Below are 16,489 nucleotides of genomic sequence, written 5' to 3'. Positions count from 1 at the left end.
CCCCGGATGTCCGGGGCGCCCCTCCTCGCGTTCGGGTGCGGCAGCGTAGCGTGACGGCTAGGCCGACTTCTCCTGCGGTCCCTGGTCCTTCGGGACGATGCGGGGGACCAGGGTCGGGTTGACGTTGGAGCGGACCACGTCGGCGGTGATGACCACGCGGGCCACGTCCTTGCGGGACGGGACCTCGTACATCACCGACATCAGGACCTCCTCCATGATGGCGCGCAGGCCGCGGGCGCCCGTCTGGCGGAGGATCGCCTGGTCCGCGATGGCCTCCAGGGCCTCGCGCTCGAAGTCCAGCTCGACGCCGTCGAGTTCGAACAGCCGCTGGTACTGCTTCACCAGCGCGTTGCGCGGCTCCACCAGGATCTGGAGCAGGGCCTCCCGGTCCAGGTTGTGCACCGAGGTGATGACCGGCAGACGGCCGATGAACTCCGGGATCATCCCGAACTTCACCAGGTCCTCCGGCATGACCTCCTGGAACTGGTCGCTCGCCTCGATCTCCCGCTTCGAGCGGATCGTCGCGCCGAAGCCGATGCCCTTGGCACCCGCACGCGACTCGATGATCTTCTCCAGGCCGGCGAAGGCGCCGCCCACGATGAACAGCACGTTCGTCGTGTCAATCTGGATGAACTCCTGGTGCGGGTGCTTGCGGCCGCCCTGCGGCGGGACCGACGCGGTCGTCCCCTCCAGGATCTTCAGCAGGGCCTGCTGGACGCCCTCGCCCGAGACGTCGCGCGTGATCGACGGGTTCTCGCTCTTCCTCGCGACCTTGTCGATCTCGTCGATGTAGATGATGCCGGTCTCGGCCTTCTTGACGTCGTAGTCGGCGGCCTGGATCAGCTTCAGCAGGATGTTCTCGACGTCCTCACCCACATAGCCGGCCTCCGTCAGCGCCGTCGCGTCGGCGATGGCGAACGGGACGTTCAGCATGCGGGCCAGGGTCTGGGCCAGGAGGGTCTTGCCGGAGCCGGTCGGGCCGAGCAGCAGGATGTTGGACTTCGCGAGCTCGATCGCGTCGTCCCGGCCCTGCGCGCCGCCGTTCTCGCCGGCCTGGACGCGCTTGTAGTGGTTGTAGACCGCGACGGAGAGCGCCTTCTTCGCCGGCTCCTGGCCGACGACGTAGCTCTCCAGGAACTCGTAGATCTCGCGAGGCTTGGGGAGTTCCTCCCACCGGACCTCGGAGGTCTCGGCGAGCTCCTCCTCGATGATCTCGTTGCAGAGGTCGATGCACTCGTCGCAGATGTAGACACCGGGTCCTGCGATGAGCTTCTTCACCTGCTTCTGGCTCTTTCCGCAGAACGAGCACTTGAGCAGGTCGCCGCCGTCACCGATGCGTGCCACGAGGTGCTTCCCCTTCGCCTGGGAGACGCCTGGTTCAGCGGCTCCTGGTGCCTCATATCCGACGGTACCTTGCCGGGGGCCCCGTACGGGGCCCCCTTGACGCGGTTCACATCCCGGAATTCCGGGACGCGTCCGCGCCGAGCGGCGGCAAGGATCAGACCGCGTTCATCTTGCGGGTGGAGACGATCTGGTCGATCAGGCCGTACGCCAGGGCGTCCTCGGCCGTCAGGATCTTGTCGCGCTCGATGTCCTCGCGGATCTTCTCGATCGGCGTGGACGAGTGCTTGGCCAGCATGGTCTCCAGCTGGTCGCGCATGCGCAGGATCTCGTTGGCCGCGATCTCCAGGTCGGAGAGCTGCTCGCGGCCGGTACCGCCGGACGGCTGGTGGATCAGCACGCGGGCGTTCGGCAGGGCCATGCGCTTGCCGGGGGTGCCGGCGGCGAGCAGGACCGCGGCGGCGGAGGCCGCCTGGCCCATGCAGACCGTCTGGATGTCCGGCTTCACGAACTGCATCGTGTCGTAGATGGCCGTGAGCGCGGTGAAGGAGCCGCCCGGGCTGTTGATGTAGATCGAGATGTCGCGGTCCGGGTCCATCGACTCCAGGCACAGCAGCTGCGCCATGACGTCGTTGGCGGAGGCGTCGTCGATCTGCACGCCGAGGAAGATCACGCGCTCCTCGAAGAGCTTCGCGTACGGGTCGTACTCGCGCACGCCCTGCGAGGTGCGCTCGACGAAGCGCGGGACGACGTAGCGGTTGTCCACCTGCGGGCCGGTGTAGAGGCCGCTCGCGGGAGAGAGGTTGTTCATGTGCATCTGGGTGTTCACCATCCTGGTGCCGTTCTGCGGGCTGGGGCTTGCCTGGTGCGGGCGGGCGTACGGGGCCTCGCGCGAGGCCCCGCGCACCACCGGGGCCGGGATCAGGCCCCGGTGCCGCCGCCGCCGGGAACCAGGGACGCGGCGGTGATGATCTCGTCGATGAGGCCGTAGTCCTTGGCCTCCTCCGCCGTGAACCAGCGGTCGCGGTCGCCGTCGCGGATGATGGCCTCGACGGTCTGGCCCGAGTGGCGAGCGGTGATCTCCGCCATGCGCTGCTTGGTGCGCAGCAGGTACTGGGCCTGGATCTTGATGTCCGAGGCGGTGCCGCCGATGCCGGCGGAGCCCTGGTGCATCAGGATGTCGGTGTTCGGGAGCGCGAAGCGCTTGCCCGGGGCGCCGCCGGTGAGCAGGAACTGGCCCATGGAGGCCGCCATGCCCATGCCGATGGTGACGACGTCGTTCGGGATGTACTGCATGGTGTCGTAGACCGCCATGCCGGCCGTCACCGAGCCGCCGGGGCTGTTGATGTACAGGTAGATGTCCTTCTCCGGCTCGGCGGCCAGGAGGAGGAGCTGCGCCGTGATCTTGTTGGCGATGTCGTCGTCGACCTGCTGGCCGAGGAAGATGATGCGCTCGCCGAGCAGCCGGTTGTAGACATGGTCGCCGAGGCCGCCACCGATGGACGGCTCACCCGCGGCGTAAGGCTTCAGATTCGTCACGTATCCACCTGCTCGTCTCCGACGGCCACATGCCGTCTCAGCGTCTCGTTCTGGGGCGCGGCCCGTTCGGCGCGGTGTGTCCGCCGTGGTCCGGGTACTCCCGTGCCCTCGTATTCATGGACCCTAACGCGCAGGTCGGACAACGCCATCCCGGTTCCCGAACTGTTCGCTCGGAGCGCATGGTACCGGGGGGTCCGGGTGGTACGCGGATGGCCCCGCACGCGGCTGCGTGCGGGCCCTTCAGAAGCACTGCGCGGTGCTGCCGGGCCGGTGTGGCCCGCCGGGCTTACTTGGCCTCGTCGGCCTTGTCGGCCTCGTCTGCGGTCTCGCCCTCGACAGCGGCCTCGACCGTCTCGGTGGCGGTCTCGACCTCGTCCTCCTCGTCGGACAGGTCGATGACCTCGCCCTTGGTGTCGACGACCTTGGCGGCCTCGACGACGAGCGCGAGGGCCTTGCCGCGGGCGACCTCGCCGACCAGCATCGGGACCTGGCCGCCCTCGACGACCGCCTGGGCGAACTGGTCGGGGGACATGCCGGAGGAGGCGGCGCGGCGCATGAGGTGCTCGGTGAGCTCCTCCTGGTTCACACCCAGCTTCTCCTTGTTGACCAGGGCGTCCAGGACGAACTGGGTCTTGATGCCCTTGACCGCCTGCTCCTTGGTCTCGGCGTCGAACTCCTCGACCGTCTTGCCCTGGAACTCCAGGTACTTCTCGATGGTCAGGCCCATCTGGCCGAGCTGGTGGTGCTCCAGGTTGTGCTTGCGGGTGTTGACCTCGTCCTCGAGGAGCTTCTCGGGGATCGGGACCTCGGCGAGCTCCAGCAGCTTCTCCAGGACGCGCTCCTGGGCCTGCGTGGCCTGGTCGTACTGCTTCATGTTCTCGAGGCGCTTGCGGCTGTCGGCCTTCAGCTCGTCGAGGGTGTCGAACTCGCTCGCCATCTGGGCGAACTCGTCGTCCAGCTCCGGCAGCTCACGGGCGGAGACCTTGGAGACCTTGACCGTGACCTCGGCGTCCTTACCCTCGGCGGAGCCGCCCTTCAGCTGCGAGGTGAAGGTGGCCTCGCCGCCGGCCTCGAGGCCCGTGACGGCCTCGTCGATGCCGTCGAGAAGCTCGCCCGAGCCGATGGTGTAGGACACGTCCGAGGCGACGCCGTCCGGCAGGACCTCGCCGTCGACCTTGGCCTCCAGGTCGATCGTGACGACGTCACCCTCGGCGGCGGCACGCTCGACGTCCTTGGTGGACGCGAAGCGGTTGCGCAGCTGCTCGACGGACTTCTCGACGTCCTCGTCGGTGACCTCGACCGCGTCGACCTCGACCTCGATGCCGGAGAAGTCCGGGATCTCGATCTCGGGGCGCACGTCGACCTCGGCGGTGAAGGCCAGCACCTCGCCGTCCTTCAGCTCGGTGATGTCGACCTCGGGCTGGCCCAGCGGGTTCAGCTCGGCCTCGTTGATCGCCTCGGTGTAGAACTTCGGAAGCGCGTCGTTGACGGCCTCCTCCAGCACGGCGCCGCGGCCGAAGCGCTGGTCGATGACGCGGGCCGGGATCTTGCCCTTGCGGAAGCCCTTCACCGTGACCTGCTGGTTGATCTTCTTGTACGCCGCGTCGAGGCTGGCCTTGAGCTCCTCGAAGGGCACCTCAACAGTGAGCCGAACCCGAGTCGGGTTCAGGGTCTCCACGGCGCTCTTCACGGTTCGGTCTCCTTGTGGCTGACTGCTGAGTTCTCTGCTGTCGCTGCGAGTGCAGCGTTCCAGCGGATCGGGCCCGGTACATCAGACACACGGGCACGCAGCTTGCATAGTAACCGCAAGCGGCAATCAGCCCACAACGCGATCTTGGCGATGCTGGCGGTGCTGGTCGGGGTGGCCGGATTCGAACCGACGACCTTCCGCTCCCAAAGCGGACGCGCTACCAAGCTGCGCCACACCCCGTCGGTGCGACACGTAGGGTACATGGCCGGGGACCCTCCGACACGCCGCGTTTTCAACGAAGCTTTCCGGCCGCGCGCGGTCCGGCACCGGCCGGGCGCGATATGCGGTGTGACTCCCCCGGCGCGACCCGCTAGGATGCTCTCCGTGCCGCGGTCCCCGGACCTGCGGCGCGCGCCTTGCGGGTGTAGCTCAATGGTAGAGCCCTAGTCTTCCAAACTAGCTACGCGGGTTCGATTCCCGTCACCCGCTCTGAACGACGAAGGGCCAGGTCAGAGGACGTCTCCTCCACCTGGCCCTGACTCGTTCCCGGGGGCTTGGATCAGCCGGGCGTGTCCCCCGCATGCCCCTCGGGCTCCAGATCTTGTTCCGTGCCCCCGCGACTCTTCTCCACCAACCCGCTGAGCGCATCAGCAATCAGCCGGTCCCGGTCCGCACTGGCGTGCTGGTAGATCAGCGCGGCACGGGCGGTGCTGTGGCCCATGCGCGCCATCAGCTCCCGCGTGCTCGCCCCGGTGGGCGCGGCGAGGGTGTTCCCCGTGTGCCGAAGATCATGAAAATGCAGCCCGCTGACGCCGGCCTCCCGACACGCCTTGCGCCACAGCCGGTTGAAGTGGTTCCGGCGCGGCGTGGCCCCCTTGGCCCCGACGAAGACCCGCCCATCGGCCCCGGGCTCGGCGTAGCGCTTCAAGTGATCCCGGATCTCAAGAGCGTCACCGTGGGCGTCGTCGCGCTGGTCTTCCGCTGCAAGCCAGTCGGGGCGCCGAGTGCATCTCCGACGAGGCCACGGGGCAGTTCAGTGATTCACGCCTGAAGAGGTGTCCGAGCGGATGTCCGAGGTCTACGCGAGGCGGCTCCTGGACCCCCTGGACGGACACAGGTCCCACGTGCGGGGGCACGACGGGCGCCAGCTCTTCTGCAGTGCGGTGAAAGTTTCTCTACTCAATCAAGGCACCCGCCGCGCAGGGCGCGGCGAGCGCGCGTCTGATGGGGGAACTCCCGCGGCGTCTGAAACCCGCTCGACTCCGCGGTTGCGCCTACTCCGCCCCAGGCCACCAGGCCGAGCAAGCCCAGGCCACCGAACGGCCACCATCCAACCCGGAGCCCAGCCAGCCAGGCCTGCCCGAACGCCCCCAAGCCCCTCACGAGCTCGCGGGACCGCACACGAGCCCGGGCCACGATCAGAGCCAGCCTCCGGCGGGGGCACTCAGGCTCCGGGATGGAGGGGGCCCGTCTTGCGGCTGCGGGCCGGTTTGTGGTGCGGGTGAGGAGGCCGAAAGGACGCGGGCCGAAACTTCTCGCATCTTGGCCGAGGTCGGCATGGAAAGAACACCGTCCCGGCCGCAACACGACCGTCCCGGGCCGTCTCGGGGCCGTGGGAGGTTGCTCGTTGGTGACCAACGTTGACAACTGGTGGCGGCTCATCCGCTGGTCAGCGCGTTGCTTGGTGGCTTAGCCGCAGGTCAGGGCGGCGGGGCGCCAGTTGTGGCTGATCTGAGCAGCGGAATTAGGCGGCGCGCGGGTTGGCCGGCGGGAGGAGCGGCTCATGATGGTGCCAGATGAGGTAGCGGTCTCCATGGAGTAGTCCCGCTGAGCCCCATTCGACCCTCATGACGCCCTGCTCCATCGAGCAGGCGTAGGCCACGATGATCAGCTGGAGCTCGGGTGGGAGGAGAGCCACGTCCGGATGCACGTGCTCCTCGTCGAGGTCTTCCATGTCGAGGTCGAATGCCAGCTGCATGGGCTTCGGCCCGTGGCGCCGGATGAGGTCGGCCCGGAGGCCGTATGCCTTGCGGAGCCGCGCCTCGGTGACCGGGACGTCCTTTTTCGCGTAGAGGATCGGGAGGAAGGCATTGCTGCCAAGGACCATCACCGTCCGCCCCTGAAGCCGTCGAGAGGTCGCCCCATGGATCGGTGTCAGACCAGCGGCGAGCGATTCGTACTGCGCCGCGTGGAGCCCATGGCCGTACGCTTCCTGTGTGCGTGTGCGCACCTGTTCATGGGCGTGACGCGCCCTGGCGTGGGCTTCCACTAGACAGGCTGGGATTGTCTTGGCCAGCTGGCCCGCCACAGCGCCGAACGTTTCCCTGGCCCAAGGTGATACTGAGTTCACCATGCGTCGCCCTCCACGTGCGCTGTCAGAACGCCGAGCTGCACCCCCACCACGGTGTGGGCGGCGGGCGAGGCGTACAAGAGGGCATGGGTGCACAGGCCGCGCACGGGGTGATGGCTGACATCCACGGATGACATCAACGAGGGTGGACGCCTGCGGTCCAGGGCGATCGCGCAGGGTGTAGCAGGCAGCCCGGGGTCAGCTGCGGCAGGAGTCTGGGCGAGATCGGGTCCGAACGGTGATGCGCACGGGGGTCCGATCGGAGCCCGGCGGGCGCATACTGGGCACAATGACAAAGCCAGCCGCACCTAAGCGCCATCTGCCGAGCAGCCCCTTCAAAGCCCCGACCGCGCCACCCCCCAAGCACTTCGCGGTGGGTGACCAGGTCACGCACGACGTGTACGGACTCGGCCGAGTGATCGGCGTCGAGGAGGGAATCGCGATGCTCGTCGATTTCGGCTCGGCGCGAGAGCGGATCTTGAGCCCGTACGTCAAGATGATCAAGCTGTAGGACCGTTGTCCCAGACAGCGCGGCGACAGCGCCCCGATTCGTGCTGACAGAGCAGGTGTCGCTGGTACGAATCTTGCCGGGGCAAACCAAGAGGTCACCTACCAGTTCTGGTAGGTGACCTCTGCCGCCGATCTGGATGACGTCGCCGCGCTGCACGTTGACCGAAGTGATCTCGATGTTGGTGGCGAGGGCTCCGCTGGGGGCCGATCCCCTCACTGGTTCACCTGCCGGTCCGTGGTGTGGCAGGAGCAGTCGCAGGCTTCGTAGATCACGGGGACACCTACCGGTGCCGTGGCGGGGGACGACTGGGTGCACTTGCGGTGTGCGCCGATTGCGCACGAGGTCGACCAGTAGGTCATCCTCGCGTGGGTGGCATAGGAGAGTGCGGGGAGTTGCAGCCCGCTGGTGCGGGCGGTGGTGGGGCCCATACGGTTGTGCACGCTGATCAGCTCCTATCGCTGATGGCCAGGTCCCCGGACGTCGCCCGTCGCGGGGACCGCTTCGTTTACGGCGGCCCAGAGGATGCGGCCGGTCAAACTGCTGGCGAGGAGCCCGAATCGGTCGGCCTCCGCCACGACTTCCAAGACCTCCCGCCACGATTCGGCGGGCAGCGCTTCCGGAACCTCCGCTTCGATCGACGTGTAGGTGGCGTGCAGCTCCACACGCGTGGCCAGCCCGAGGGCCGACAACCGGGCGGCGAGGTCCTCGGCCCTTGCTTCCGAAGCGGGCACAGGAGGGCCTCCGTCGCCGGTCGATCGCTTTGAGTGAAGCTAGTTAACTAAATTAGTGGACTAGATTTTCCACATGCCTGAGCAGCCGCCTTATCTCCGCATCGCCGACGTCCTGCGGCAGCGGATCGCGGAGCACGTGTGGACGGCCGGCGATCGACTGCCGTCGCGTGCCCAGATCGCCGAGGAGTGCGGGGTGGGCGAGAACGTGGTTCGTCGGGCGCAGGAGCTGCTGATCTCTCAGGGTGTGCTGGAGGGGCGTGCGGGTTCGGGCACCTACGTCGCCGAGCCTCGTCGGCGTGTACGGGTCGTTCGGTCCTCGGCCCGTGAGCAGCCCGGCGGTTCTCCGTTCCGGGCGGACATGCAGGCCTTGGGCAGGCAGGGCACCTGGGAGAGCCGGACCGAAGCGAAGGTGCCGGCCCCGGCCGAGATCGCGGCGCGGCTCGGGATCGCCGAGGGCGATCTGTGCGTGCGTACCGTCTACGAGTTCCTTGCTGATGGTCGGCCGGTGCAGTTGTCGACGAGTTGGGAGCCGTACGAACTGACCGCGGGCACGCTCGTCGTCCTGCCGGAAGGTGGGCCGCACACCGGCGTTGGCGTCGTGAACCGGATGGCTGCGATCGGAATCACGGTCAGCCATGCCGTGGAGCAACCGGAGCCGCGGCAGGCGACCATCGAGGAGGCATCGCTCCTCGGGATCCAGAAGGCCGCTCTGGTCACCCACATCCGACGGACGTACTACAGCGACCAGGGGCAGCCCGTGGAGACGGCAGACGTCGTCATCCCCGTCGCGCTGTGCGAGATCGTCTACGAGATCCCCATCAAGCGGTAGCTCGCCTCAGCTCCGCAAGTGCGGCCAGCCGTCCCTGTTGGAGAAGGTCTCGAAGCAATACCGCGTTGTGCGGTCCCACTCCTTGCCAGTGGACAGTTCGTACGCCTGGTCCGGCACGTACAGCAGCCACTCACCCTCGCACTCCGTGGAGGTGTACGGCGCGAACTTGTCGACGTCGAAGAAGACGCCCTCCCACACGGCCTGTCCTGCCGCGACGACTGCACAACGGGTGTACAGGAACTGGTCGGCCGACTGAGGGAATGGGCTCCCGTCCCGGTCACTCAGGTCGGCGACGGGAATGGTGCCGAACTTCTCCTGGTCCAGACGGTAGAGCGCCTCGGCATGACGTTCGGCAAAGCCGATGATGTCGTGAACGGGGCGGCGCCCCAGCTCCTCGGCGAGGCGTCGGCAGCTCGTCTGGGTAGCTTCGCCGTTCAACGTGTCTATCAGCGCCCAGAAGTCGGCCCATGTCATTCTCACGGGCGCAGGATGTCAGGGAGGTCTGACATCGACTTGTTGGCATCCTGCGGTGTGGCGGCGATGTGCCGCAACCGCGTATACCGCTCGCCACCACTGTCCCCCAGAGTCGGCGGGCCGTGTCCCCCGCGTGCCCGAACGGGAGGGCTTCTGTGGGGAGCCTCGGGGAACGGCGGGGAGGCGGACGGGGAGGTGCAGGTCAGGGGGTTGGCTGGTGAGGGGGTGGGGGCGTACGCGATCTTCCAAAATAGCTACGCGGGTTCGATTTCCGTCACCCTCTGCAAAAGGTCAAGGGCCCGGTCAGAGGGTGTTTCCTCTGGCTGACCCTTGATCGTTTGTGGGGATCGGGGGTTACCGTTGCGGCATGGACGAACCGCGGATCATGGTGCACGGCTCGGCGCTCGAGACCTTGATAACGGGCAACGCCGAGGGGCTGCGGGTCCTCGCGGAGCGGCTGCTGGAGCTTGCCGAACCAGGGCTGCGCGACGGGCGCCACCTGCATCTCGATGCCGGCGTCGACCTGGAGGAGGGCTCGACGGGCCTCGTCCTGGAGCGCGACGACTCGGTCTAGGCAGCGGGATGGCTGACCTGGAACTCGGTGGTCAGATCTTGATGCCGGCGATGGTGTCGGCGAGGGAGTTGAGGAAGCGGTTGACGTCCGGCGCGATGGAGCTGGACGCCAGGAAGAAGCCGAAGAGGACCGCGACGATCGCGGGGCCGGCCTTGATGTGGTTGCCGCGGATCATCACTACCAGGATGATCGCCAACAGAACCACCACTGACAGCGAAATCGCCACTTCTGATCACACCTTCGGTCGTTCCCGGTCGACTTCGGGCACGCGGCCGTGCGTACCCCCACATGGACCATCCTCCCACCAACGGGCCCCCGCTATCCGCCACGTGACGATTCGCCGGTGGCGTGTGCCCGCCACCAGGGCGCGGGTCACGACGTGGTGAGGCCGAGGAGGGAGCGGACGCGGGCGTACTTCGCGGAAAGCCGCTGCCTGGTGGGCTCGTCGAGGACGGACAGCCGGGCGGGATCGGCGTTGTGCGCCAGGTCGGCCTCCTTGACCAGGAGGGCGCCCGGGGTGGCGAGGATCCGGGCCGTGTACTCCTCGACCGGCTCCCCGGGGCGCTTCGTCACCGCCAGGACCATGTCCTTCACGGTCTGGGGCAGGGGGGCGGAATCCAGCCATTCCCGGCTGAGGGCGTCGTCCTCGACGGCGTCGTGCAGCCAGGCCGCCGCCTGCTGTTCGGAGCTGCCCCCGCGGGCGCGGACGCCCTCGGCCACGGCAGCGAGGTGCTCGGCGTACGGCCGGCCGGCCTTGTCGGTCTGCCCCTCGTGCGCGGCGCGCGCCAGGACTTCGACCTCCGGGAGGGTCAGTGGCTGTTGCGTCATGCGGATCCCTTCGCCGTCCTGTGCGCCGCGGCGCACAGGGCCCGTGCCGCCCGGTGCACGTCCGCCTCCGTGGTGCGCCAGTTGGAGAACGCGGCGCGCAGCGCGGGGGTTCCCGCGTAGACCGTCGGGGTGACGAACACCTCGGCGGCGGCGGCCTCCCGCAGGGCCGTGAGCCGGGCCGGGGCGGGGTCCTCGGCGAGGGTGAAGCAGACGACGTTGAGGCGGACGGGGGCGAGCAGCCGGAAGGCGGGGTCCCGGTCCAGTTCGGCGCCGAGGGCCCGGGCGCAGGCGATGTCGCGCTCGACGATCTCCCGGTGGCCTTCGCGGCCGTACGCGCGGAGGGTGAACCAGGCGGCGAGGGCGCGCAGCCGGTGCGAGTTCTCGGGGGTGAGGTGCACCAGGTCGGGCCGGTCGCCGAGGGGGCCGAGGTAGGCGGCGGCGTTCTGGAAGACGCGGGCCTGGAGGTCGGGCCGGCGGGTGAACTGGACGGCGCTGTCGTAGGGGACGTTCAGCCACTTGTGCAGGTCGACGCAGACGGAGTCGGAGGCGTCGAGCCCGTCGGCGAGGTGGGCGTACTGCGGGGAGAGGGCGGCGAACGCGCCGAACGCGGCGTCGGTGTGCAGCCAGAAGTCGTGGCGGTCCTTCAGCGCGGCGACGGCCCGGAGGTCGTCGAAGTCCACGGTGTTGACCGTACCGGCGTTGGCGACGACGACGGCCGGACCGGGCGTGTCGGCGAGGGCACGGTCGAGGGCGGCGGGGTCGACGGCTTCGCGCCCGGGCAGGGTGGGCACGGGGACGAGGGAGCTGCGGCCGAGGCCGAGGACGGCCAGGGCCTTGGCGATGGAGGAGTGCGGGGCGCCGGAGAGCACGCGGACCGGGCCGAGGGCGGCCGCCCCGTCCTCGGCCGGGGTGACGCCGAGCCGCTCGCCGAGCCATTCGCGGGCGATGGCGAGGCCGGTGGTGTTGGACATGGTGGCGCCGCTGACGAAGGTGCCGCTGTGCGCGGGTCCGAGGCCGAACAGCTCGCGGAGCCAGCCGACGGTCTCGCGTTCGAGGTCCTGGCCGGCGCCGTCGAGGGCCGAGTTGGAGTTCTGGTCGTGGGCGGCGGTCAGCCAGTCGCCGGCCAGGGCGGCGGGGGTGGCGCCCCCGGTGACGAAGCCCAGGTAGCGGGGGCCGGCGGAGGCCGACAGGCGGGGTGCCCAGCGGTCCGCGAAGGCGGCGAGGGCGGCTTCGGTGCCGGTGCCGCGGTCGGGGAGCCGCTCGGGGGCCGGCGGTCCGGCCGGCCGCGGGACGACCGGGCGCTCGTCGAGGGCGGCGAGGGTGTCGGCGGCGGCGCGGCGGGCGGCGTCGAGGAGCTCGGGCAGGCGGGCCAGGTCGGCGGCGAGGGTGCGGTCCATGTGCGGCACGGTAGGGGCCGGGCGGGCGGTCGCGAACCGGCCAATCCGGGGAGAGTGGCCGGTCCGCGGCCGCCGGCCGGCCCGCCCCCCGGCCCAGCGTCCGCCGGTCGCCACGCCGGTGGGGCTGTGCCGGCCGGTGGGACAGCAGGGGTGTCGTACCGTCGGCGGATGGGTGCAATACGTGGGGCGGCAAGGGCGGTTGGTGGCGCGGCGGCCGTAGCGGTGCTGGCGGGGTGCGGCACACCGCCCGCCCCGGCGCCCGCGCCGGGGCCGACGAGGACGGCGCCGTCGGCCGCCGGGGCGGCGTGCCCCGAGGGCGGGGTGCGCGTGCTCGAAGGGCGCGGGGACTCCGCGATGGGTATGCGGATCGCAAGGTTCCGGTTGGTCAACTGCGGCCACGCGCCGTACGAGCTGGAAGGCTATCCGCAGATCAGGCTGCTGGACCGGACACGCGCGCCGGTGGAGGGGGAGGTGAAGTACGGTTCGGCGGACATCATCGCTTCCCAGGTGCCGCGCACGGACGCACCACCCCCGCGGGTGACCCTCCGGCCCGGGCAGGAGGCGTCCTTCAGGATGCTGTGGCCCGACCCCGTGACCGACTCCGGCGCGCCCGCCGTCGAGGGCCGGGCGGTGGAGGTGGTGCCCAGGCCCGGCGCGCCCCGGGTGACCGTCGAGCTCACCGCCCCGGTCGGCCTCGGCAACCCGGGCAGGCTGGTCGTCAGCACCTGGAAGGCGGCGACCCAGTGATCGTCTGGCTGAACGGGCCCTTCGGGGTCGGCAAGACGCAGACCGCGTACGAGTTGCACCGGCGGCTGCCCGGCAGCTCCGTGTGCGATCCCGAACACGTCGGCTTCGGCCTGCACCGGATGCTCCCGGAGCGGCTGCGCGGGGACTTCCAGGACCTGCCGGCCTGGCGCCAGGGGGTCTTCGAGGTGCTGGACCTGGCCGCGCGGCGGCATCCGGGGCCGCTGCTCGTGCCGATGACCGTCACCGAACCGCGGTACTTCGACGAGACGGTGGGCCGGCTGCGCGGAGCGGGCCACGACGTACGGCACTTCGCGCTGCTGGCCGGGCGCGGCACCGTACTGCGCCGGCTGTACGGGCGCGGCCTGGGGCCCGGGCTGCAGCGGGAGGGCTTCGCGGTGTCCCGGCTCGAAGGGTGCCTGGCAGCGCTGCGCGCGCCGGAGTTCGCCGACCACCTGGGCACCGACCACCTGGACGTGGCGCAGGCCGCCGCCCGGGTCGCGGCCCTGTGCGGGCTGCGGATGGCGCCGGACGGCTGCGGGCCGCTGCGCGGGCGGCTGCGGCGGGCGCTGGTGGGGGTCCGGCACGTCCGGTTCGACTGAGGGCGGCCCCGCCCCGCGCCCCCCCGCCCGGCCCGGCCCGGGCGTGCCCTCGGTCGTGCTCGACGAGGGTCCCGGCAAGGATCTCCCCCGCCCGGCCCGCACCGTCGTCCTGCACGCCGACACCGCCGCCATGGCCGAGCGGCTGGGCTGTACGACACTGCGCGACGAGGGCGCGTACTACGCGGCCTGGCGCACCATGCGGCGCAGCCGCGACACCGGCCGGATCACCTTCGAGGACGACCCGGAGCCGGCTCCGCTGCACGTGCCGCAGCACGCCCTCACCCGTGGACTGCGCGCGGCCGCGGCCGCCCACCCGCTGGTCCAGCTCGTCGCCGACAGCAAGCTGGACACCCTGGAACAGGACGACCGCGGGGTCACCGCCCACACCCGGGGTGCGGAAACCACCTGGTGGCGCGGGAGTTTCCTGGTCGGCTGCGACGGGGCCCGCTCCACCGTGCGCAAGCTCCTCGGCATCCGCTTCCCCGGGCGCACCGCCGTCGAACGGCACGCCGTGGCCGCGCTGCGCACCGAACTCCCCTGGCCCGGCGAGGCCCTGCTGCACCGCGACCCGCCGCAGGAGACCACCGCCCGGCCGCTGCCCGACGGGGTGTGGCGGCTGGACTGGCTGCTGCCGGCCCGCGGCGAACTCGTCACTCCCGACGCGCTGGTGACGCTGATCCGCGACACCATGGGCGCCTGGTGCGGGGGCACCACGCCCGCGTACGACCTCCTCGACACCGGCGTGCACACCCTGCACCACCGGCTCGCCCGTACCTGGCGCGACGGCCGCGCCTTCCTCGCCGGGGACGCCGCGCACCTGCTGGGCGCACTGGGCACCCAGGGCGTCGAAGAAGGGCTCCGGGACGCCGAGAACCTGGCCTGGAAGCTGGCCCTCGCCTGGCACCAAGGAGCCTCCGAAGCCCTGCTCGACAGCTACGAGGACGAACGGCGCACGGCGGTCGCGGCCCGGCTGCGCGCCGCCGACCAGGCCATGCCGGCCGTACGCGGCGGGAGCGGGCTGCGGACCCTGCTGCCCGGCTCGGCGCGTGCCGAGGCCCTGCTCACCGACAGCCACCTGGGGCGGGGAGCGCTGGGTGCACAGCCCTCGTACGCCCCGCCCGTCGCCGTACGGGAGGTGCCGACCGCGACCGAGCCGGGCGGAGCCGTCGCGAACGTCGCGGTGTCCGCCCCCGACGGCTCGACCGTGCCGCTGCGGGACCTGCTGGGCCGGGGCCGCATGCTGGTGGTGCTGGTCGCCCCCGGCACCGGGGTCTGGGACCGGCGGCACTGGCTGGGCGCCGGGCTGATGCCGCGACTGGCGGCAGCCGTGGCCGCGCTGCCGGTCCGTGCGGAGCTGCTCGTCGCGGACGACTACCCCGGAGCCGCCGCGCACACCGTCCTGCTGGTCCGGCCGGACGGGCACCTGGCGGCCACCTTCGCAGGAGTGGCGCCGGCGGAACTGTACGAGGCCGCGGACGCCGTCCGCAGGGGCGCCCCGACCCGTACGTCACCCTCGGCACCGACCCCCACCCCCGTGATCGATTGACCGCTCCGCGGTCCCCGTGCTTGACTCGCCGTCATGACCGGCAGCGACGTACGCCTGTGGCGGAGGGTCCACATGGACCTGGTCCGCTACGCGGGCTGCGTGTGTCGCCGTTCCTGCTGATTCGCCCCCTTCCACCGCGCCCCGAGGCGCGCCCATGCCGCGAACCCAGGACGGTCACACCCACCATGTCTGCCTCCGCAGGCGTGCCCACGCACGCCCACACCCCTGCCGTGACAGCCGCCGCACTCCTCGACTTCGCCCTCCGCACGGCCGCCGACCCGGCCGTCATCGACTCCCTGCCCCTCGACCCGGCCGGCCGCACCTGGATCCGGCTGGACGGACCGGGCGGCAGCGAGGCCTGGGTCATCGGCTGGCCGCCCGGGACCGGCACCGGCTGGCACGACCACGCCGAATCGCGCGGCGCGTTCGCCACCGCGCGCGGCCGGCTCACCGAGTACTCACTGGCCGCCCGGATCCCCTCCGAGGGCTGGCGCAGCCTGGAACTCGCGCCCGGCGTCGACCGCAGCCGAAGCCTGGGGCCGGGCACCGGCCGGGCCTTCGGGGAACACCACGTGCACGAGGTCCTCAACGACTCCCCCGACGAACACGCGATCTCGGTACACGCCTACCACCCGCCACTCCCCCTCATCCGCCGCTACAGCCGCACGGGTCCCGTTCTGACCGTGGAGCACATCGAGCGTCCGGAGGACTGGCAGTGAGCGACACCCCCGTCGGCATCGACGCCCTGCTGGAGCGGATCCGCTCCGCGTACACCCGTGTCACTCCCGAGGAGGCGCACGCGGAGTTCCTCGACGGCGCCCTCCTGGTGGACATCCGCTATCAGGCGCTGCGCGAGCGGGACGGGCTGGTCCCGGGCGCGCTGGTGATCGAGCGCAACGAACTGGAGTGGCGGCTCGACCCCGAGGGGTCGCACCGCCTGCCCGAGGCCACCTCGCACGAGCTGCGTGTGATCGTGTTCTGCAACGAGGGTTACGCCTCCTCCCTCGCGGTGGCCTCCCTCCGCACGCTGGGGCTCCGCCACGCCACGGACCTGACCGGTGGTTTCCAGTCCTGGAAGGCCGCGTCCCTCCCCACCACACCGCCCACCGCCTAGCGGCCAGACCCGGCTGCGCGCGCCCCGCCCCCACCGGCACCCCACCCACTGCGCCCGCTCCACTGCGCCCGCATCACCCGGCCCCGCCGGCGTTTGAGGCGCGGGGTGGGGGGGGGGGCCCCCCGGGGCCGGGGGAGGGGGGGGTGGTTTAAACACAATACACGCGCGCCCCACCAAGAAGAGTTTATAAGAGTGGGGTGGGGGGGTTTATAATAGAGT

At 70.6% G+C, this 16,489-nt stretch carries 22 protein-coding genes and 2 tRNA genes; 10 read left to right on the top strand and 14 right to left on the bottom strand.

Translation table 11 applies throughout. The annotated features are described in order from the left end of the window. Positions 1 to 57: 57 nt before the first annotated feature. The 5 genes from clpX to ACFVGY_RS16365 form a co-directional block, all read right to left on the bottom strand. Positions 58 to 1,344 (bottom strand): ATP-dependent Clp protease ATP-binding subunit ClpX, encoded by a 1,287-nt coding sequence (clpX, locus tag ACFVGY_RS16385; RefSeq protein ID WP_030297265.1) that lies wholly within the window; start codon positions 1,342 to 1,344, stop codon positions 58 to 60. Positions 1,345 to 1,498: 154 nt separating this feature from the next. Continuing rightward, complete coding sequence (locus tag ACFVGY_RS16380) at positions 1,499 to 2,173, bottom strand: ATP-dependent Clp protease proteolytic subunit (protein ID WP_306439583.1); 675 nt, start codon at positions 2,171 to 2,173, stop codon at positions 1,499 to 1,501. Between the two features lie 89 nt (positions 2,174 to 2,262). Further along, the gene (locus ACFVGY_RS16375) at positions 2,263 to 2,880 is read right to left on the bottom strand and encodes an ATP-dependent Clp protease proteolytic subunit (protein ID WP_385677106.1); all 618 of its coding nucleotides are present in this window, start codon (positions 2,878 to 2,880) and stop codon (positions 2,263 to 2,265) included. A gap of 286 nt (positions 2,881 to 3,166) precedes the next feature. Further along, positions 3,167 to 4,570, bottom strand: a complete 1,404-nt coding sequence (gene tig, locus ACFVGY_RS16370; RefSeq protein ID WP_385677103.1) for a trigger factor — start codon at positions 4,568 to 4,570, stop codon at positions 3,167 to 3,169. Between the two features lie 163 nt (positions 4,571 to 4,733). After that, positions 4,734 to 4,810, bottom strand: a tRNA-Pro gene (locus tag ACFVGY_RS16365). 178 nt (positions 4,811 to 4,988) lie between these two features. On the opposite strand from ACFVGY_RS16365, the gene ACFVGY_RS16360 reads away from it, so the two are divergent. Next, positions 4,989 to 5,059: transfer RNA gene (locus ACFVGY_RS16360), tRNA-Gly, on the top strand. Between the two features lie 70 nt (positions 5,060 to 5,129). On the opposite strand, the gene ACFVGY_RS16355 is transcribed toward ACFVGY_RS16360, so the two are convergent. The 3 genes from ACFVGY_RS16355 to ACFVGY_RS16345 all read right to left on the bottom strand — a co-directional run bounded on the left by ACFVGY_RS16355 (position 5,130) and on the right by ACFVGY_RS16345 (position 7,048). Then, positions 5,130 to 5,498, bottom strand: coding sequence for a tyrosine-type recombinase/integrase (locus tag ACFVGY_RS16355; protein WP_385677100.1), 369 nt, complete (start codon positions 5,496 to 5,498; stop codon positions 5,130 to 5,132). 816 nt (positions 5,499 to 6,314) lie between these two features. Beyond that, positions 6,315 to 6,677, bottom strand: coding sequence for a hypothetical protein (locus ACFVGY_RS16350; protein WP_385677255.1), 363 nt, complete (start codon positions 6,675 to 6,677; stop codon positions 6,315 to 6,317). A 239-nt stretch (positions 6,678 to 6,916) separates the two neighbouring features. Beyond that, entirely contained in the window at positions 6,917 to 7,048 is a 132-nt protein-coding gene (locus ACFVGY_RS16345) for a hypothetical protein (RefSeq protein ID WP_385677097.1), read from the bottom strand. A 161-nt stretch (positions 7,049 to 7,209) separates the two neighbouring features. On the opposite strand from ACFVGY_RS16345, the gene ACFVGY_RS16340 reads away from it, so the two are divergent. Continuing rightward, positions 7,210 to 7,431: a hypothetical protein gene (locus tag ACFVGY_RS16340; protein ID WP_385677095.1), complete on the top strand. Its 222-nt coding sequence runs from the start codon at positions 7,210 to 7,212 to the stop codon at positions 7,429 to 7,431. 212 nt (positions 7,432 to 7,643) lie between these two features. Here ACFVGY_RS16340 and ACFVGY_RS16335 read toward each other — a convergent pair whose 3' ends face one another. Together ACFVGY_RS16335 and ACFVGY_RS16330 are read right to left on the bottom strand one after the other, a co-directional pair. Beyond that, entirely contained in the window at positions 7,644 to 7,871 is a 228-nt protein-coding gene (locus ACFVGY_RS16335; RefSeq protein WP_385677092.1) for a hypothetical protein, read from the bottom strand. 12 nt (positions 7,872 to 7,883) lie between these two features. Then, positions 7,884 to 8,162 (bottom strand): hypothetical protein, encoded by a 279-nt coding sequence (locus tag ACFVGY_RS16330; protein WP_385677089.1) that lies wholly within the window; start codon positions 8,160 to 8,162, stop codon positions 7,884 to 7,886. A gap of 73 nt (positions 8,163 to 8,235) precedes the next feature. Here ACFVGY_RS16330 and ACFVGY_RS16325 point away from each other — a divergent pair, with 73 nt between their 5' ends. Next, the gene (locus tag ACFVGY_RS16325; RefSeq protein ID WP_385677086.1) at positions 8,236 to 8,991 is read left to right on the top strand and encodes a GntR family transcriptional regulator; all 756 of its coding nucleotides are present in this window, start codon (positions 8,236 to 8,238) and stop codon (positions 8,989 to 8,991) included. Between the two features lie 6 nt (positions 8,992 to 8,997). On the opposite strand, the gene ACFVGY_RS16320 is transcribed toward ACFVGY_RS16325, so the two are convergent. Next, complete coding sequence (locus tag ACFVGY_RS16320) at positions 8,998 to 9,465, bottom strand: DUF4240 domain-containing protein (RefSeq protein ID WP_385677252.1); 468 nt, start codon at positions 9,463 to 9,465, stop codon at positions 8,998 to 9,000. 367 nt (positions 9,466 to 9,832) lie between these two features. Here ACFVGY_RS16320 and ACFVGY_RS16315 point away from each other — a divergent pair, with 367 nt between their 5' ends. After that, positions 9,833 to 10,039 (top strand): hypothetical protein, encoded by a 207-nt coding sequence (locus ACFVGY_RS16315; protein ID WP_385677084.1) that lies wholly within the window; start codon positions 9,833 to 9,835, stop codon positions 10,037 to 10,039. 31 nt (positions 10,040 to 10,070) lie between these two features. Here ACFVGY_RS16315 and ACFVGY_RS16310 read toward each other — a convergent pair whose 3' ends face one another. The 3 genes from ACFVGY_RS16310 to ACFVGY_RS16300 form a co-directional block, all read right to left on the bottom strand. Further along, on the bottom strand, positions 10,071 to 10,265 hold the full coding sequence (locus ACFVGY_RS16310; RefSeq protein ID WP_179174563.1) for a hypothetical protein: 195 nt from the start codon (positions 10,263 to 10,265) through the stop codon (positions 10,071 to 10,073). A 146-nt stretch (positions 10,266 to 10,411) separates the two neighbouring features. Then, positions 10,412 to 10,867, bottom strand: coding sequence for an HD domain-containing protein (locus ACFVGY_RS16305; RefSeq protein ID WP_385677081.1), 456 nt, complete (start codon positions 10,865 to 10,867; stop codon positions 10,412 to 10,414). Next, on the bottom strand, positions 10,864 to 12,264 hold the full coding sequence (locus ACFVGY_RS16300) for a pyridoxal phosphate-dependent decarboxylase family protein (RefSeq protein ID WP_385677078.1): 1,401 nt from the start codon (positions 12,262 to 12,264) through the stop codon (positions 10,864 to 10,866). Before ACFVGY_RS16300 ends, ACFVGY_RS16305 begins: the two co-directional genes overlap by 4 nt. Positions 12,265 to 12,432: 168 nt before the next feature. Between ACFVGY_RS16300 and ACFVGY_RS16295 the strand changes: the two genes are divergently transcribed. From ACFVGY_RS16295 to ACFVGY_RS16270, 6 genes are all read left to right on the top strand, one after another. Then, positions 12,433 to 13,011 (top strand): DUF4232 domain-containing protein, encoded by a 579-nt coding sequence (locus ACFVGY_RS16295; protein WP_385677075.1) that lies wholly within the window; start codon positions 12,433 to 12,435, stop codon positions 13,009 to 13,011. After that, positions 13,008 to 13,610: an ATP-binding protein gene (locus tag ACFVGY_RS16290; RefSeq protein ID WP_385677072.1), complete on the top strand. Its 603-nt coding sequence runs from the start codon at positions 13,008 to 13,010 to the stop codon at positions 13,608 to 13,610. The genes ACFVGY_RS16295 and ACFVGY_RS16290 overlap by 4 nt, the downstream gene beginning before the upstream one ends. A gap of 43 nt (positions 13,611 to 13,653) precedes the next feature. After that, the gene (locus ACFVGY_RS16285) at positions 13,654 to 15,156 is read left to right on the top strand and encodes an FAD-dependent monooxygenase (RefSeq protein ID WP_385677069.1); all 1,503 of its coding nucleotides are present in this window, start codon (positions 13,654 to 13,656) and stop codon (positions 15,154 to 15,156) included. A gap of 33 nt (positions 15,157 to 15,189) precedes the next feature. Further along, entirely contained in the window at positions 15,190 to 15,276 is an 87-nt protein-coding gene (locus ACFVGY_RS16280) for a putative leader peptide (RefSeq protein WP_385677249.1), read from the top strand. Positions 15,277 to 15,341: 65 nt separating this feature from the next. Next, positions 15,342 to 15,875, top strand: a complete 534-nt coding sequence (locus ACFVGY_RS16275; RefSeq protein WP_385677066.1) for a cysteine dioxygenase — start codon at positions 15,342 to 15,344, stop codon at positions 15,873 to 15,875. Beyond that, entirely contained in the window at positions 15,872 to 16,270 is a 399-nt protein-coding gene (locus tag ACFVGY_RS16270; RefSeq protein ID WP_385677063.1) for a rhodanese-like domain-containing protein, read from the top strand. The genes ACFVGY_RS16275 and ACFVGY_RS16270 overlap by 4 nt, the downstream gene beginning before the upstream one ends. The last annotated feature ends 219 nt before the right edge of the window (positions 16,271 to 16,489 follow it).

The sequence above is a fragment of the Streptomyces sp. NPDC127106 genome (genome assembly GCF_042677605.1).
Taxonomy (GTDB): Bacteria; Actinomycetota; Actinomycetes; order Streptomycetales; family Streptomycetaceae; genus Streptomyces.
Note: the sequence above shows the minus strand (reverse complement) of the source record. Positions and strands in the feature narration are given on the sequence as shown.

Excerpts from the sequence above, each read along its gene's own strand:
- ACFVGY_RS16325 (WP_385677086.1), top strand. The coding sequence starts at position 8,236 with ATGCCTGAGCAGCCGCCTTATCTCCGCATCGCCGACGTCCTGCGGCAG.
- ACFVGY_RS16340 (WP_385677095.1), top strand. The coding sequence starts at position 7,210 with ATGACAAAGCCAGCCGCACCTAAGCGCCATCTGCCGAGCAGCCCCTTC.
- ACFVGY_RS16380 (WP_306439583.1), bottom strand. The coding sequence starts at position 2,173 with ATGGTGAACACCCAGATGCACATGAACAACCTCTCTCCCGCGAGCGGC.
- ACFVGY_RS16280 (WP_385677249.1), top strand. The coding sequence starts at position 15,190 with ATGACCGGCAGCGACGTACGCCTGTGGCGGAGGGTCCACATGGACCTG.
- ACFVGY_RS16295 (WP_385677075.1), top strand. The coding sequence starts at position 12,433 with ATGGGTGCAATACGTGGGGCGGCAAGGGCGGTTGGTGGCGCGGCGGCC.
- ACFVGY_RS16300 (WP_385677078.1), bottom strand. The coding sequence starts at position 12,264 with ATGGACCGCACCCTCGCCGCCGACCTGGCCCGCCTGCCCGAGCTCCTC.
- ACFVGY_RS16275 (WP_385677066.1), top strand. The coding sequence starts at position 15,342 with ATGTCTGCCTCCGCAGGCGTGCCCACGCACGCCCACACCCCTGCCGTG.
- ACFVGY_RS16350 (WP_385677255.1), bottom strand. The coding sequence starts at position 6,677 with ATGGTCCTTGGCAGCAATGCCTTCCTCCCGATCCTCTACGCGAAAAAG.
- ACFVGY_RS16305 (WP_385677081.1), bottom strand. The coding sequence starts at position 10,867 with ATGACGCAACAGCCACTGACCCTCCCGGAGGTCGAAGTCCTGGCGCGC.
- ACFVGY_RS16315 (WP_385677084.1), top strand. The coding sequence starts at position 9,833 with ATGGACGAACCGCGGATCATGGTGCACGGCTCGGCGCTCGAGACCTTG.
- ACFVGY_RS16320 (WP_385677252.1), bottom strand. The coding sequence starts at position 9,465 with ATGACATGGGCCGACTTCTGGGCGCTGATAGACACGTTGAACGGCGAA.